Genomic DNA, 14,331 nt, shown 5'->3' with positions numbered 1-14,331 from the left:
ACTAGACTGCAAAGCAAGAGCAGCCAAGTGCTCCCCAGAACGATTTCGCGTCCGCGACAGGTACAGGATTATTCCAGGCAATCCCGTGATCATGTCCATGGACACCGCAGCCATGATTACAAGCGTCATGACATGCGCGCTCCTCGTGACGAGCATGGAATTCCGGGCGCTGACCGGGGCTTTCGTGATGCAAAACCGGGCTCCAGGAAGGAGATGCTGGTGGTATTTCCGGCGACAGGGACTGATAACCGTCTTCGCCATAGACTACGTCACCGCCCACCATGGTCAGGACCGAATTGATCCGGCGAATTTCTTCGGGCGGAACGCTCAGATAGTCAGCGGACAGGATTGCCAGATCGGCATATTGTCCGGGTGCAAGCGTTCCTTTGACATCCGCCTCGCCCGAGAACCATGCCGACCCCTTTGTCCACAGCATAAGTGCGGTTTCACGATCAAGGACATTGTCGTTGTCGTAAAGCGACATACCGCCAACCGTCTTGCCGGTGGTCAGCCAGTAAAGCCCGACCCAGGGATCATAGGATGCAACACGGGTCGCATCCGTTCCCGCCCCGACCGGAAGACCATATTCCAGCATTTTGCTGACCGGCGGGGTCGCCATGGCGGCATCCTTGCCGTAACGGTCGATGAAATATTCGCCCTGGAATGCCATGCGATGCTGGATCGCAATCCCCCCGCCCAGTGCCTTGATTCGTTCAATATTGCGTTCGGAAACGGTTTCGGCATGATCGATGATGAAGCGTGTCTTGAACGGCTGCTTGCCATTCACCCGTTCGAATACCCCAAGGAAACGGTCGATGGTTTCGTCATAGGTCGCATGAATACGGAACGGCCATGCCCGTTCGGCCAGCAATTCGACGATGGGTTCCAGTTCGCTTTCCATGACCGGCGCCAGATCGGGGCGCGGTTCAAGGAAGTTTTCAAAATCTGCTGCCGACCAGGCAAGGTTTTCACCGGCGCCGTTCATCCGCAACATATCATCGCCAGCACCCGGTTCGGTCATTCCGACCCAGCGTTCATAATCGCTAAGCTCGTTCCCGGCGTTTTGCGCAAACAGGTTATAGGCGATGCGGACGGTCATCTGCCCGTCATCATGCAGACGGCGAATGACATCGTAGTCTTCGGGATAATTCTGTCCGCCGCCGCCCGCATCAATGACGCTGGTGATGCCAAGCCGGTTCATTTCACGCATATAGTGACGGGTGGAATTGATCTGATCGTCGATCGGCAGCTTCGGTCCCTTGGCCAGCGTGGAGTAAAGGATCAGCGCGGATGGCTTGGCGACCAGGAGTCCGGTCGGATTGCCCTTGGCATCCTTTTCAATCACGCCACCGGGCGGGTTTGGCGTGTTCTTATCAAAACCAAGAACCTTGATGGCGGCCTGATTAAGCAGGGCCTGCCCATAAAGGTGCAGGATGAAAACCGGCGTATCTGGTGCGGCAGCATTGATTTCATCAAGGGTTGGCATCCGGCGTTCGGCAAACTGGAATTCCGACCAGCCGCCAACAACACGCACCCATTGCGGGGCTGGCGTGACAGCCGCCTGCGTTTTAAGCATGCGTAGCGCGTCAGCAACGGACGGCACGTTTTCCCAGCGCAATTCCATGTTGAAGTTAAGACCACCGCGAATAAGGTGGGTATGGCTGTCATTCAGCCCCGGAATGATGCGACGGCCGCCGCCATTGATCATTTTGGTTTTGCGATCGGCCAGTTTGCGTATCCCGGCTTCGTCACCGACCGCAAGAACCTTGCCATCGGCAATCGCGATGGCTTCTGCTTCCGGAGTCTTTGGGTCGAGTGTCGTGACCTTGGCGTTGTAAATGATGGTGTCGGCGGTGTCTTTCATTTGCTGGCTCCTGATCCCTGTAATCGGCAAAGTCGACAAGGCGGCCGTGGCGGCAACACCTTTCACGAAAGTCCGGCGTTTCATTGATTTGATCCCTGCAAAAAAGGCAGCCTGAGACAAGCGATTGACCGGTCCACTGCCAAAAAGAAGAGGCACGACGGAGATCCCCTTTCCGTCGTGCCCTCACATCAGGAAGCAGCCTGCGGTGCGAGGCGCGGACCGTGTTCGACACGTTCCGGTGCCTTGTGAACCATGGTGTAGGCATAATCGACGCCCATGCCATATGCGCCGGAATGTTCTTTCACGAGTGCCATTACATCGTTGTAGGTTTCACGGTGTGCCCAGTCGCGCTGCCATTCCAGCAGAACCTGCTGCCAGGTGACCGGTACGACACCGGCCTGCACCATACGATCCATCGCATAATTATGCGCATCGACCGACGTACCGCCGGATGCATCGGCGACCATATAGATTTCATAACCGCCTTCAAGCATTGCACAGAACGCGAAGGAGTTGTTACAGACTTCGGTCCACAGGCCGGAAACGATCACTTTTTTGCGGCCGTTTGCAGCCAGTGCATCGCGTACTTTCTGATCGTCCCAGGAATTCATTGAGGTACGTTCAAGAAGCGGATTTTCAGGAAATACTGCCAGAAGTTCCGGATAGGTATGGCCCGAAAAGCTCTCTGTTTCGACGGTCGTGATCGTGGTCGGGATGTTGAAAATCTTGGCAGCCTTCGCCAGACCAACGGTGTTGTTTTTCAGAACCTGGCGGTCAATCGACTGAACGCCGAATGCCATTTGCGGCTGATGATCGATGAAGATGATCTGCGAATTTTTCGGGGTAAGAAGTTCGAGCTGCGACATGATAATTCTCCTGTGAATGACGTAAGTCTTGTCTGTTGATCCCCACCCGTTTTCATCTGTGCTCGGGTGATGAGGAGATAATGACATCTTTCAAAAATGGAACAATTCTGCTATTTTGAGACAAATTATCCCAAATTTGAGACAAATTAACGATGGATCGTTTTGCTGAACTGCGCGCTTTTGTCGCAGTGGTTGAGAATTCCGGCTTTACCGCAGCGGCACGGGCATCACGCCTGCCCCGGTCTACGGTAAGCCGATTGGTCATGGGTCTTGAAGAAAGGTTGAATACACAGCTTCTTCAGCGATCGACGCGAAGCGTTGCAACCACCAGTACGGGGCAGGTTTATTATGAACGTGCCCGGCAGGTACTTGATGATCTTGACGAGATTGACCTTGCCGTTACGACAACGTCTTCGACACCGTCAGGACATTTGCGCATTAGTGCGCCCCTGCCCTTTCAGGGTATCAACTTCGCCCAAACCGTGGCGAATTTTGTAAAAGTCTATCCGGATATGACGGTTTCAATGGATTTGGAAACCCGACTGGTCGACCCGGTATCGGAAGGCTATGACCTGATCGTGCGAATCGCCCGCCCGGATGAAGAAACCAATCTTGTTGATCACCGCATTGCGACGCTGAAATATGTCACCTGTGCGGCGCCGATGTATGTTCGAAAATACGGAATGCCACAAACGCCAGCCGATCTGCGCAATCACAAGCTGATTGTCTACGCAAACCGCAATCGCATGCGGAACTGGGTCTATCAGACAGCCAATGGCCGGGTCGAAATCAAAGCAGAATCTGCGATGAAGACCAACAATATGGAAGCATTGATGGTCTGGGTCGAAAACGGTCTGGGCATATCCGTGCTTCCGGAATATGCCCTTCGCGAGGCTTTCAAATACAAAAGATTGGTCAAGCTGCTTGAGGATTACGAACTGCCGAAGCTTTGCCTGCAGGTCATCTATCCCCCTACCCGGCACCTTTCATCAAAAGTACGCCTGTTCACCGATATGGTCGCCGAGGAATACTCAGCTGTTCACTTCTGAGACCAAAAGACTGTGTAAACAAGCCAACGGAATATCGATTACAGGACTTCCTTGACCTTGGTCGCAAGATCCTTGAGCGAAAAGGGTTTGGGTAGGAAGTGAACACCGTTTTCTTCGTCAAGTTCGTCACGATAGGTATCTTCGGCATAGCCCGAAATAAAGATGACCCGCAAATCCGGACGCTTTTCGCGCAGCATCCGGATCAATGTCGGGCCATCGATCCCCGGCATCACCACATCGGAAATGACCAGATCAATGGTCTTGTCGGTTTTGGCCAGAACCTCAAGCGCGTTATCGCCATTATTAGCTTCAAGCACGTCATAGCCTTTGCCGCGAAGCGCACGCGCACCGAATGTCCGCACCGCGTCCTCGTCTTCGACCAGAAGAATCGCGCCGGTACCGGTCAGATCGCGTGAGGGGGCTTCTTCGGCCACCGCACGGGTTTCGGCCAGTTCTTCTTCGGTCGCCTCGTAATGCGGAAGATAGATCGTAAAGGTCGTGCCGACACCGGGCTCGGACTGGACGGCCACGAAACCACCGGTCTGTTTGACGATCCCGTAAACGGTCGACAGACCAAGGCCTGTGCCCTCGCCCCGCTGCTTGGTCGAGAAGAAGGGTTCGAAAATACGCGTCAGGTTATCCTTGGGAATGCCGATACCGGTATCGGAAACCTCGATCCGAATATAATCCCCCGGCGGGATCAGTTCGGTGCCTGTGTTGCGGGCTTCGTCAACAATCTCGGTGCCGGTCTGAACCGTCAGGGTCCCGCCATTGGCCGCCATGGCATCGCGCGCATTGACAACCAGATTGATGATCACCTGATCGAGCTGGCCCGGATCAACCTTCACCAGACCAATATCGCGACCATGGCTGACCTTCAGATCGATCTTTTCACCGATCAGACGACGCAGCAGGTTCGACATTTCCGCCAGCGCATCGGTGATATTGATGATTTTGGGCTGCAATGTCTGACGTCGCGAAAACGCCAGAAGCTGCCGGACAAGATTGGCCGCACGATTGGCATTCTGTTTGATCTGCATGATATCGGCGAAGCTTGGGTCACCCGGCCCATGGCGCGACAACAGCAGATCGCAGAAGCCGATCATCGCGGTCAGCAGGTTATTGAAATCATGCGCAACCCCACCCGCAAGCTGCCCGACCGCCTGCATTTTCTGCGACTGGGCAAATTGTTCCTCAAGGTTCTTTTGTTCGGTCGTATCAAGGAAGTTCAGCAGAAGCGCACCGGCTTCACCCGATCGTCCGGCCACACGTTGCAGGTAAATCTGCGCGGCAACGCCGCGTGAACCCTGCAAACGAGCCTCGATCTGCCCCCCCTTACCCATGCCCATGACCGCCTTGGACAGATAGCGCGCGACCTCGTCGCGGTCTTCCGGCAGGATCAGTTCAAGAATGGAACGACCAATCACCCGTTCATGACGTTGACCCGCCGTTTCGATAAAGGCACGGTTGGCGTCGGTAACCGTGCCCGACATATCAGCCAGAACAATCGAAAGCGGACTGTCATCAAAGAACCAGCGCACCCGACGTTCGGTTTCGGCAAGGGCATGTTCCCATTCATGGGCTGGCATCGGATCGGGGAATACGACAGCCTGGCTTCGAATCGGACCGGTGCCGGGCGCATTGATCGAATGAGTGACAAAGCATTTGATCGGCTCGCCACCTTTGACCTTAAGCTTGACTTCGCCATTCATGCCATCGCCGACAATAAGGTCCGCCAGTTCCAGCGTACCACTGGCAAAATCTTGCGGTTCACCGCCCAACCAGTTTGCCAGACGCCGGTTCAGGTAAAGAATACGACCTTCTTCATCAAGACCGCAAACCCCCACAGGCAGGCGCTCAATCATCTGATCAGCCTGCTCGCTTCCGGCACCATTTGCCATCCGCGAAGCCACCCCGCCGACGGTCATCTCATCATCGGAACCCGTCACAAACGCGCCAAAGGCAGCAGACTGTTCGGCAACGACAAGCGAACGTCCTGCTTCGGGCATGGCGGATGGATCGATACCGTCAACGGTCCAGAGCATCTGACCGGCGCGCGCATTTGCTGCTGTTACCGAAATCCGAAGGCAGGCCGTCCCCGCATCATAGGCCTCTTCAACAATGTTTTCTGCCGAAGCATCGTCGATCGCGGTATCATTGTTTCTTTCGGCATCATCTGCTGCGGTGTCGGAAGGTGCAGCAAGCGCAAGCTGTTCACGCTTTTTGGCTTGCGAAAAATCGACATAAATCTCGCCCGCTTCCCCCCGCATTGCACGTGTCCGCAAATCGGCCAGCTCGGAACTGCCGACGTCCAGATAACTTAAACGTGCCTCAAGGGCGGCAAGCATGTCTTCGCCCGGCTCAATACCAAGCTTGCGGGGGAACGCGGGGTTGGCATAAAGCGTGCGGCCATAGGCATCAATCAGGGCAACACCGATATCGGAATGCGACAGGCCACTTAACAGCGGGGCGAGATCACGATCAGCTGATGATCGCCAGCGCGCAGACAGGGATAGAGCGGCCACCGCGACGATCGCCACCCCAGTTACCATGGACCCGATGATCCACATGATACGCGCATCAAGACCAGCCTTTGCCATGACCTGTAACAGTACATAAACAAAAGCGACAAATGCGACACTTACAGCAAGGATAATTCCCCGAAACAGCACGCGACCGCCTTTAACGCCAATAACTTACAATATTGCTCTATACTTTTAGCTGCTATTGGCCTGACTGGCTACCGGCAAGTTTTACATTAGCTGGAACGCATCATGCACCCTGCGTGGGATCCCGCCCTAGCGCATGATCGCAGCGGCAATTTCCTGCCCCAGATCGGCAATCGCAGCGTTCCGCTCCTCCATTGAGGCCGAAGTCTGCGTGATATAGATCGCAACAATCACTGGTTTTCGTTCCGGCGGCCAGATCACCGCAACAATCGCACGCGATCCAAAGCCCCCCGCACCAGTGCGGTCCGCAATTTTCCAATCATCGGGTAAACCGGCCCTTAGCAACGGACCACCAACCTGATTTTCCGTCAACCAATCTTCCAAAAGTTGTCTGGATTCCAGAGACAGTGCATCACCAAACAACAAATAGGTAAGCGTGGCACGCATGGCGTTCGGTGTAGTCGTATCGCGCGCATCGCCGGGTGTTGCAGCATTCAAATCAGGTTCGATTCGATCAAGGCGCGTCACATCGTCACCGATATCACGCAAATAAGCCGTCAGCACATCAGGCCCGCCCAGCACATCCAGAACAAGGTTCGCCGCTGTATTATCGCTCAGATGCAATGCGGCTTCGCACAGCTCCCCAATCGTCATCCCGCTATCAACATGCTTTTCGGTAATCGGGGAATAAGTGACCAGATCATCTGAGCGGTAAGTAATCCGGCGATCAAGCGTTTCGCTTTCACGGTCTACCTTATTCAGCACCGCCGCACAGGCAAGCAGCTTGAAGGTACTGGTTAACGGAAAACGTTCATCGGCGCGATATTGCCATTCCCGTCCGTTTTCAACATTCAGAATACTGACACCAACCCGCGCATCAAGCCGGGTTTCAACCGTGTGAATGGCATCCAACAGTCGATCATTGGCCGATGCAGCCATTGATATCCCAAACGGAACCATAAAAAATAGAATGGCAGCAGTTGCCAGAACGGCACTTTTAAAGGCAGGCATGTTTTGTCGACTTCCCGGAAACAGAAACAAACAGATAGCGAAGCAGGCTGCTTGTCACCGGGATTAACGGCTGAATTTTGGCGCAATAATGTCGAAAGGCCGAATTTGCGATTGGCAGGAGGTCGCGCAGTCAGCCCAGCTTCTTGCCACGCTGGCGGAAAACGAACGAGATGATTTCGGCCACCGCCTTGTAATGTTCCGGCGGGATTTCCTGATCGACTTCCACTGTTGCAAACAGGGCGCGTGCAACTGGCGGGTTTTCCATAATGGTCACGTTGTTTTCTTCGGCTACTTCACGGATTTTAAGCGCGATATTGTCCTGACCTTTGGCCACACACATCGGAGCTTCCATCGCATTGATGTCGTATTTAAGCGCCACGGCATAGTGGGTCGGGTTGGTGATCACGACGTCGGCGGTCGGAACGTTCTGCATCATGCGTTGCTGGGCGCGCTGCATCCTGATCTGGCGGACCTTGGCCTTGATTTCCGGGCTGCCCTCAGTCTGTTTGTATTCGTCCTTGATCTCCTGCTTGGACATCTTCATCTGTTTATTGAATTCATACCGCTGATAGGCAAAATCCAGCCCGGCAATCACCGCTGTCAATGAAATGGCCGCGATCATCAGAATGACGATCATGTCGTAAAGCCGTTCCAGCATCAGTTCGACCGGGATCTGAGGATAAAGTTCGACATCCATCAATTCAGGAACGATAACAAACCCCAGCACGGCCCCGACCAAAACGATTTTGAAAACGTTCTTGACGAATTCGACCATGTTCTTCATCGAGAATAGGTTCTTTGCCCCATTCAGAGGGTTAAGTTTATCCGGTTTGGGAGAAATGCGTTCAGCCGCGATTACAAGACCGTTTTGCAGTAAATGCCCGGCGGCAGCAAAAAACACTAAAAGAACGAAGGGGATGCCCAGCACGTAAAGCATTCCCAACAGCACATCCTTCATCAGTACCGGCAAGCCTGCCTGACTGACATCATACATATGCGGATGTTCAATAAATCCTAAGGACAGGTCGCGAACAGATCGCGCCATATCGGGCGCCATCATGACCATCACCAGACCGCCACCAAACAGCAGCATGAAGCTACCGACTTCCTTGGAAACCGGCACTTGTCCCTTCTTTCGGGCATCTTCAAGCTTTTTACTTGTTGGGTCTTCTGTCTTTTGGCTGTCGTCTTCTTCGGCCATTCCCATACCATTCCGGGCTGCCCGGCATTATGCCGGAAGGTTGGCTATCCCTAGGGGTTGACGAAACTTTCCAACCCGTTTTCATAATATTCCAAAAATACCATCATCATCGTCGGCAATGCCAGTGCCAGCAGAACAAAAGCCAATCCGATCTGGATTGGCATCGCCACAAAGAACACCGGTAACTGGGGCATCAACTTGTTCAAAATACCCAACGCCACCTGAAGCACGATAGCAACGATCAGGAACGGGGCGGAGATTTTCATAGCGATGATAAAGCTTTCATTTATCGCTTGTGCGAAAAACTCGCTCATATCTCCGACCGGCAACACCCCGCCTGGCGGAAACAGGGAATAGCTTTCAAACACAGCCTGTATCATCAGGTGATCAAGACCGGTCGCAAAAATCAGTACCATGCCAATCTGCGTGATGAAATTGCCCGTGACGGCACTTTGTGCACCAGACAATGCATCACCGCTAAACGCGTTCGCCATCGACGAACTATAGGCAATGATCGATCCTGCCGTCTGCAGGCCGGCCATCATGACCTGCCCAAACAGGCCAAAAAACGCCCCAACGGTTATCTCATACGCCAAATGCAAAAAAAGCGTCGGCGCGTCGGCCGGTTGTTCGGGGATAAGTGGCCCGGCCAGCGGCGAAATCACCACGGCGACCCAAAAGGCAAAAACCAAGCGCGCACGCGCCGGTACAACTCGCGCCCCGATGCCCGGCATAAAGGCGAACGCCGCCCCGACCCTGGCGAAGCTCATCAGGACCACATAGACATTAAGCGTCAGAAGATCTTCGAGATTCATCTTCTTTCAGGATGTCCCGTTATTGGTTCGCTTTACTAGTTCGGCAGGCCGATAAAATGATCGACCATTCGTCCCATGAACTCGTTCATTTCCGTCATCATGAAAGGCAAAAGAACCAGAAGAGCTATAAAAATCACGAGGATTTTAGGTACAAAAGTCAGAGTCATTTCCTGGATTTGGGTCAAAGCCTGAAACAGCGCAATAACCAAACCCACCCCTAATGCTATCAGCATCAAGGGCGTACTGACCTTTAGAAGAGTCCATACGGCATCATAGGCCACGTCCATGATTTCCGCTTGATCCATAGGGTCTTCCTGCCTCGTCTTCCGTCACGTTACACCATTCATACAGGATAAGGCCGGTGATGGGCCATGATTTCCTGCAATTTCAATTTGATCGCCCCGAAAACAAAAAACCGCACGAAAATCGTGCGGCTTGTCCCAGGCATCCATCCGACAATTCAATCACCGTCAGATCGGCATGCTCAATACGCTTTGATAAGCTTCGACTGCCTTGTCACGGACACTGACCACGGTACGCAGCGTGACTTCGGCAGCCGAAACAGCGGTCACCACTTCATGCAGTTCCGCGTCACCAACGATGGCCTTCTGGGTCATCTGTTCGCTGTTCACCATGGTTGCACGGGCATCAATTGCCGCCCCCTTCACCATGTCGGCAAAACTTTCCCCCGGGTTGACGGTCTGACCGTTACCGCCAACACGCTCGGCCACGCTCGCGGTTTTACCGCTTGCAGCGTTACGGTAGGCAGAAATGGCATCGTTGAAACTGGCAACCATCGGTTCGTATCCTTAAAGCGGCGTTCGCAGACCTGATATTTTGTGACTTACTGCAGAATATCAAGGGTCTTGAGCAGCATGCTGCGCGAAGACTGTATCACATTGAGGTTGGCTTCATAACTTCTCTGTGCTTCACGCAAATCCATCATTTCGACCAGCGTTTCAACATTCGGGGTTTGAACATAACCCTGATCATTGGCGGCCGGATGGCTCGGTTCGTATTTCATACCAAAATCGGACTTGTCCGTCATGACTTTATTAACCTTGACCAGCTCGACGCCGATTTCGCGATCCATCACATTCTTGAAAGTCAGCAGCTTGCGGCGATACGGGTCCTGCCCCTGTGCGGTCGGAAGGCTGTCTGCGTTGGCAACGTTTTCAGCCGCGATACGAAGTCGGGTACCCTGTGCGCGCATGCCGGCAGCGGAAATTTTAAAAGCTTTGTAAAGTTCCATGATCGCTTATTCCTTCAACGCTGCTTATGCGCGGCCCAAAGCCGAAATCATCATTGACTTATGCTTGGCATAAAGTCGGGTCATGGTCTGATAATCGACCTGGTTTTCGTTCATCTTGACCATCTGCTCTTCAAGGATGACTGCGTTTTTGCCGGGCGCGACCTCATAGTTCTTGCGCACTTCCTCGTCCTTGAAGTTCTGCGGTTTGTGCAGGCCCTGGCTGTGACCCGGCGCGGTCGCCTGCATCGCCAGAATGAACTGGCGGTCGCGACCGATGGTCTTCGGGTCGAATTCTTTAAGGTCGTTGGCGCGGTAATTCGGCGTATCGGAGTTGGCAATATTCTGCGCGATGACTTCCTGACGCTGCGTCAGCCAGTCCATCTTTTCTTTCAGATTGGCGAACATGCCAAGTTTGCCGATATCCATTGCCTGCTCCTGTTATCGCGACCCCAGTATTAGGCGGGCCGGTAAAGTCGAAGTTAACGCCGTGCCCGGATCGGGCCCCGGATCTTGCGAAAGGTGATTTTTGCCGCCCGGCTCGATCCTGAAAACTACAGTGCATGAGGCGTGCCAAAAGCCGGAAAAGCGTTAAATTACAATGCCAGGCCGGGTTACTATCGGTGGCACTGGACCGCGACGGACAAAGCGGGCATATTGTGTCGCGTCTGGCGAATTTCTTTCGCCATCTATCGAAACCGGGACATTTCATGCTCTATCTCACACGAAAAGTTGGCGACTCCGTTGTTATTGACGACAACATCGAAGTTACCGTCGTTGAGGTTCGCGGCAAAACCGTGAAGCTGGGCTTCACCTTTCCCGAAGATGTGCAGGTCCTGCGGCGCGAACTTTATGATCGCATTCAGGAAGAAAACCGTTCGGCTGCGGCCAGTGCGGATCTTGTGCGTCAGTTGGGGCAGGTGGCCAATGCGGTTGCCGACAATATGAAAAACAGTCCTGACGCCGACAAAGACGACGGTAAAGACTGATTTTTCGGTCGCGCAATCACCGGCATGGGCCGGGGATGCAAGACCACCGACATACGACAGGTAATCTCGTCATCCTCCTGGCAGGTAGCCGGGATATTGACCCCATCTGTCGGATTTGCATGTGCCGGCCCCTACCTGCTCCGTTACAGCATCATCAACATTCTGACCGGTTGCAGGTGACGGCAACGATTTGTTGACCATCTTGTGGCTATGGTCGAGGCTTGTGAAGGGCAATAGAGCCGCACAAAACGCGGGAACTTGACGAGATGGGCAAGAATGACCGGTAACCGACCCAAGGTCGACATCACCGATCCGCGCGAAATCCGCACGGAAAATCTTGCCGCGCCCGGTTCGAACGACCAAAAAGCCGTGGCGTTAAGCTATGCCCATGGCCGGGATAACGCGCCGATATTAAGCGCGAAGGGCGAAGGCAGTGTTGCGGAACAGATATTGCAACTCGCTTTTGCCAACGGGATCAAAGTCCGCAAAGACAGCGATCTTGCAGAAATTCTGATGGCTGTGGACGTCGATAGTGAGATACCGCTCGAAGCGTTCGCTGCCGTCGCCGAGATTCTGAACTATATATACCGTATCAACCGGATTTACGGTGATCCGGCGAAGAAACGACCGACAACGTCGAATATCGACCAAGTGTCGGCAAACAGTTTTGCAGATCGCAACCGGGAAGATCCAAATGAGCCCTGAACAATTCAAACCCGATCAGTTCAAAAAAGATCTCAAGCGTGTTTTATCCCTGATCACGGCCAGTCAGCGATTTGTCGATGACGGCAAAGTGGTCGAGCTGAACACACTGGAAACCAAAATTTCCGATCTGTGTGTGCAGGCACGTGCAATGAATGGTGAACAGCGCCGCGAGGTCGCACCACTTCTGGCGGCTCTGACCGACGATCTGGCACGTCTCGAAACCACGATGCACAAGGAATATTCCGAACTGCAACGCCAGTTGCGCGGCCTTAGCAATAACGCACAGGCAACCAATGCCTATGCCAATGCTGCCCGCACCACCCGCTAAGCAACACAAGTTCCGCCGTTCCGTGACTTGCCATCTGATCGCGGAACTGCATGGTGACTTGCCTGCCGGGGCCGTGCACGGTAAACAGAACAGGTTCCGGTTGACTGAATCGGGCTATGCAACAGGTTCGTCGCGGGGAAGGTAACCTGATGGAATTTAGCGCTTATTTCCGATTTGTGGCTGCTCTGGTTTTTGTGCTGGGCATGATCGGGGTTTTGGCGCTGGTGGCACGGCGTTTTATCCCCGGTGCGCGCAACATAAACCGCCGCAGCAAGGAACGCCGACTTTCCATCGTGGAAGTCGTTCCTGTTGATACAAAAAGACGTCTGGTTCTTTTTAAACGCGACGACACGGAACATCTGGTACTGCTGGGGCCGTCCGGCGATTGCGTGATCGAACGCAATATCGGCACCCATTTTTCCGAAGTTCTCAGCGACGATATCCGCATTCACAGTGACGACGGCCTGCCGGATGCATCACCAATCGATACCCCGCCGACAAAGACCAACGGGAAACAACCCGCATGACCATCGCGCTCATTTCGCATTCCCGGCAGGATCAAACCAAACAGAAGCATCAAGCGCGTAACGGTTACGTGCCGCGCTGGCTGGTTCTGATCGCGATCTGGTCGCTGGTGCCATTGATTGCCATCGGATTTGGTGGTGATACCGTTCACGCGCAGACATTCAATTTCGACCTTGGGGATGGTCCGGGCGTAACGTCGTCTGGCCGGATGATCCAGCTTATCGGTCTGCTCACGGTGCTTAGCCTTGCACCCGCTATCCTGATGATGGTGACATCCTTTACCCGGATCGTGGTGGTTCTCAGCCTGCTGCGTACTGCCCTTGGCATTCAGCAATCGCCGCCCAATCAGGTCATGGTGAGTCTGGCGCTGTTTCTGACGTTATTCATCATGATGCCAACGATGGAGCGGGTCTGGGACGAAGGCCTGCAACCGATGATCAACGGCGATATCGACGAATTTGAAGGCATGGAAAGATCGGTGCGACCGGTTCATGACTTCATGATGACGCAGGTCCGCGACCGCGACCTTGAACTGTTCGTCAATCTTGCAAATGTCGAAGTCACCGGACCAGAAACCATTCCGCTGCGGGCTCTGATCCCGGCCTTCATGATCAGTGAACTGCGCCGTGCGTTTGAAATCGGCTTCCTGCTGTTTATCCCGTTCCTGATCATCGACATGGTGGTTGCCAGTATCCTGATGTCGATGGGTATGATGATGCTGCCGCCGGTCATCATCTCGTTACCCTTCAAGCTGATATTCTTTGTGATGGTCGATGGATGGTATCTGATATCGGGGTCACTGGTCGAAAGTTTCGGCGGGTAGCCAGCATTTACGAGAACACCAAAATAAAAGCCGCCTTGCAGAAGCAGGCGGCTCAGACCGCTGACAAACCCCGTCATATTTTGGCGGGGTTTTTCTTTTAGAGGTGTTTGAAAGCTGGCTTGAGTGTGCCGAGGGGATTATCCCTCGGCGATTGGCCCCTTGGGGCCCAAAGCCAGGGCTATTTTCTTGATATTTTGGGCGGCGGCGGCCAGCAGACATTGGCATTTGACATTGATC

16 protein-coding genes are annotated in these 14,331 nt (G+C 53.8%); 6 read left to right on the top strand and 10 right to left on the bottom strand.

Translation table 11 applies throughout. The features are described 5' to 3' along the window. Window position 1: 1 nt before the first annotated feature. Together ABIE64_RS00080 and ABIE64_RS00075 are read right to left on the bottom strand one after the other, a co-directional pair. A complete protein-coding gene (locus ABIE64_RS00080; RefSeq protein ID WP_354376277.1) occupies window positions 2-1,864 on the bottom strand; it encodes an amidohydrolase in 1,863 nt (620 codons plus the stop codon). Between the two features lie 188 nt (window positions 1,865-2,052). Beyond that, the gene (locus tag ABIE64_RS00075) at window positions 2,053-2,730 is read right to left on the bottom strand and encodes a hydrolase (RefSeq protein WP_071241048.1); all 678 of its coding nucleotides are present in this window, start codon (window positions 2,728-2,730) and stop codon (window positions 2,053-2,055) included. Window positions 2,731-2,882: 152 nt separating this feature from the next. Between ABIE64_RS00075 and ABIE64_RS00070 the strand changes: the two genes are divergently transcribed. After that, window positions 2,883-3,779, top strand: a complete 897-nt coding sequence (locus ABIE64_RS00070; protein ID WP_071241049.1) for a LysR family transcriptional regulator — start codon at window positions 2,883-2,885, stop codon at window positions 3,777-3,779. A 38-nt stretch (window positions 3,780-3,817) separates the two neighbouring features. On the opposite strand, the gene ABIE64_RS00065 is transcribed toward ABIE64_RS00070, so the two are convergent. The 8 genes from ABIE64_RS00065 to flgB all read right to left on the bottom strand — a co-directional run bounded on the left by ABIE64_RS00065 (window position 3,818) and on the right by flgB (window position 11,153). Further along, window positions 3,818-6,451, bottom strand: coding sequence for a hybrid sensor histidine kinase/response regulator (locus ABIE64_RS00065; RefSeq protein ID WP_354376276.1), 2,634 nt, complete (start codon window positions 6,449-6,451; stop codon window positions 3,818-3,820). Window positions 6,452-6,577: 126 nt separating this feature from the next. Beyond that, entirely contained in the window at window positions 6,578-7,408 is an 831-nt protein-coding gene (bla, locus tag ABIE64_RS00060; RefSeq protein WP_354376640.1) for a class A beta-lactamase, read from the bottom strand. 181 nt (window positions 7,409-7,589) lie between these two features. Continuing rightward, the gene (flhB, locus tag ABIE64_RS00055) at window positions 7,590-8,660 is read right to left on the bottom strand and encodes a flagellar biosynthesis protein FlhB (protein ID WP_063092741.1); all 1,071 of its coding nucleotides are present in this window, start codon (window positions 8,658-8,660) and stop codon (window positions 7,590-7,592) included. Window positions 8,661-8,710: 50 nt separating this feature from the next. Beyond that, a complete protein-coding gene (fliR, locus tag ABIE64_RS00050) occupies window positions 8,711-9,475 on the bottom strand; it encodes a flagellar biosynthetic protein FliR (protein WP_354376275.1) in 765 nt (254 codons plus the stop codon). Window positions 9,476-9,510: 35 nt separating this feature from the next. Further along, the gene (gene fliQ / locus ABIE64_RS00045) at window positions 9,511-9,780 is read right to left on the bottom strand and encodes a flagellar biosynthesis protein FliQ (protein ID WP_063092739.1); all 270 of its coding nucleotides are present in this window, start codon (window positions 9,778-9,780) and stop codon (window positions 9,511-9,513) included. Between the two features lie 165 nt (window positions 9,781-9,945). Next, window positions 9,946-10,272, bottom strand: a complete 327-nt coding sequence (fliE, locus tag ABIE64_RS00040; protein WP_062952871.1) for a flagellar hook-basal body complex protein FliE — start codon at window positions 10,270-10,272, stop codon at window positions 9,946-9,948. 47 nt (window positions 10,273-10,319) lie between these two features. Beyond that, window positions 10,320-10,727, bottom strand: coding sequence for a flagellar basal body rod protein FlgC (gene flgC / locus ABIE64_RS00035; RefSeq protein WP_062952872.1), 408 nt, complete (start codon window positions 10,725-10,727; stop codon window positions 10,320-10,322). 24 nt (window positions 10,728-10,751) lie between these two features. Further along, window positions 10,752-11,153, bottom strand: coding sequence for a flagellar basal body rod protein FlgB (flgB, locus tag ABIE64_RS00030; protein ID WP_062952873.1), 402 nt, complete (start codon window positions 11,151-11,153; stop codon window positions 10,752-10,754). Between the two features lie 281 nt (window positions 11,154-11,434). On the opposite strand from flgB, the gene csrA reads away from it, so the two are divergent. From csrA to fliP, 5 genes are all read left to right on the top strand, one after another. After that, window positions 11,435-11,713 (top strand): carbon storage regulator CsrA, encoded by a 279-nt coding sequence (gene csrA, locus ABIE64_RS00025; protein WP_062953011.1) that lies wholly within the window; start codon window positions 11,435-11,437, stop codon window positions 11,711-11,713. A 276-nt stretch (window positions 11,714-11,989) separates the two neighbouring features. Beyond that, a complete protein-coding gene (locus ABIE64_RS00020) occupies window positions 11,990-12,418 on the top strand; it encodes an EscU/YscU/HrcU family type III secretion system export apparatus switch protein (RefSeq protein WP_062952874.1) in 429 nt (142 codons plus the stop codon). Continuing rightward, a complete protein-coding gene (locus tag ABIE64_RS00015; RefSeq protein WP_354376274.1) occupies window positions 12,408-12,746 on the top strand; it encodes a hypothetical protein in 339 nt (112 codons plus the stop codon). The genes ABIE64_RS00020 and ABIE64_RS00015 overlap by 11 nt, the downstream gene beginning before the upstream one ends. A gap of 149 nt (window positions 12,747-12,895) precedes the next feature. After that, window positions 12,896-13,273 carry a FliO/MopB family protein gene (locus tag ABIE64_RS00010; RefSeq protein ID WP_037990338.1) on the top strand — a complete coding sequence of 126 codons (378 nt, stop codon included), beginning with the start codon at window positions 12,896-12,898 and terminating at the stop codon, window positions 13,271-13,273. Beyond that, window positions 13,270-14,094: a flagellar type III secretion system pore protein FliP gene (gene fliP / locus ABIE64_RS00005; protein WP_063092737.1), complete on the top strand. Its 825-nt coding sequence runs from the start codon at window positions 13,270-13,272 to the stop codon at window positions 14,092-14,094. Before ABIE64_RS00010 ends, fliP begins: the two co-directional genes overlap by 4 nt. The last annotated feature ends 237 nt before the right edge of the window (window positions 14,095-14,331 follow it).

The sequence above is a fragment of the Thalassospira sp. MBR-102 genome (assembly GCF_040549275.1).
In the GTDB taxonomy this organism is placed as follows: Bacteria; Pseudomonadota; Alphaproteobacteria; order Rhodospirillales; family Thalassospiraceae; genus Thalassospira; species Thalassospira xiamenensis.
The sequence above is the reverse complement of the archived record's forward strand: the minus strand, read 5'-3'. Positions and strand labels throughout refer to the sequence as shown.

Bases quoted from the DNA above. Each gene is read 5' to 3' on its own strand.
- ABIE64_RS00080 (WP_354376277.1), bottom strand. From the start codon at position 1,864: ATGAAAGACACCGCCGACACCATCATTTACAACGCCAAGGTCACGACA.
- ABIE64_RS00075 (WP_071241048.1), bottom strand. From the start codon at position 2,730: ATGTCGCAGCTCGAACTTCTTACCCCGAAAAATTCGCAGATCATCTTC.
- ABIE64_RS00070 (WP_071241049.1), top strand. From the start codon at position 2,883: ATGGATCGTTTTGCTGAACTGCGCGCTTTTGTCGCAGTGGTTGAGAAT.
- bla (WP_354376640.1), bottom strand. From the start codon at position 7,408: ATGGTTCCGTTTGGGATATCAATGGCTGCATCGGCCAATGATCGACTG.
- flhB (WP_063092741.1), bottom strand. From the start codon at position 8,660: ATGGCCGAAGAAGACGACAGCCAAAAGACAGAAGACCCAACAAGTAAA.
- fliR (WP_354376275.1), bottom strand. From the start codon at position 9,475: ATGAATCTCGAAGATCTTCTGACGCTTAATGTCTATGTGGTCCTGATG.
- fliQ (WP_063092739.1), bottom strand. From the start codon at position 9,780: ATGGATCAAGCGGAAATCATGGACGTGGCCTATGATGCCGTATGGACT.
- fliE (WP_062952871.1), bottom strand. From the start codon at position 10,272: ATGGTTGCCAGTTTCAACGATGCCATTTCTGCCTACCGTAACGCTGCA.
- flgC (WP_062952872.1), bottom strand. From the start codon at position 10,727: ATGGAACTTTACAAAGCTTTTAAAATTTCCGCTGCCGGCATGCGCGCA.
- flgB (WP_062952873.1), bottom strand. From the start codon at position 11,153: ATGGATATCGGCAAACTTGGCATGTTCGCCAATCTGAAAGAAAAGATG.
- csrA (WP_062953011.1), top strand. From the start codon at position 11,435: ATGCTCTATCTCACACGAAAAGTTGGCGACTCCGTTGTTATTGACGAC.
- ABIE64_RS00020 (WP_062952874.1), top strand. From the start codon at position 11,990: ATGACCGGTAACCGACCCAAGGTCGACATCACCGATCCGCGCGAAATC.
- ABIE64_RS00015 (WP_354376274.1), top strand. From the start codon at position 12,408: ATGAGCCCTGAACAATTCAAACCCGATCAGTTCAAAAAAGATCTCAAG.
- ABIE64_RS00010 (WP_037990338.1), top strand. From the start codon at position 12,896: ATGGAATTTAGCGCTTATTTCCGATTTGTGGCTGCTCTGGTTTTTGTG.
- fliP (WP_063092737.1), top strand. From the start codon at position 13,270: ATGACCATCGCGCTCATTTCGCATTCCCGGCAGGATCAAACCAAACAG.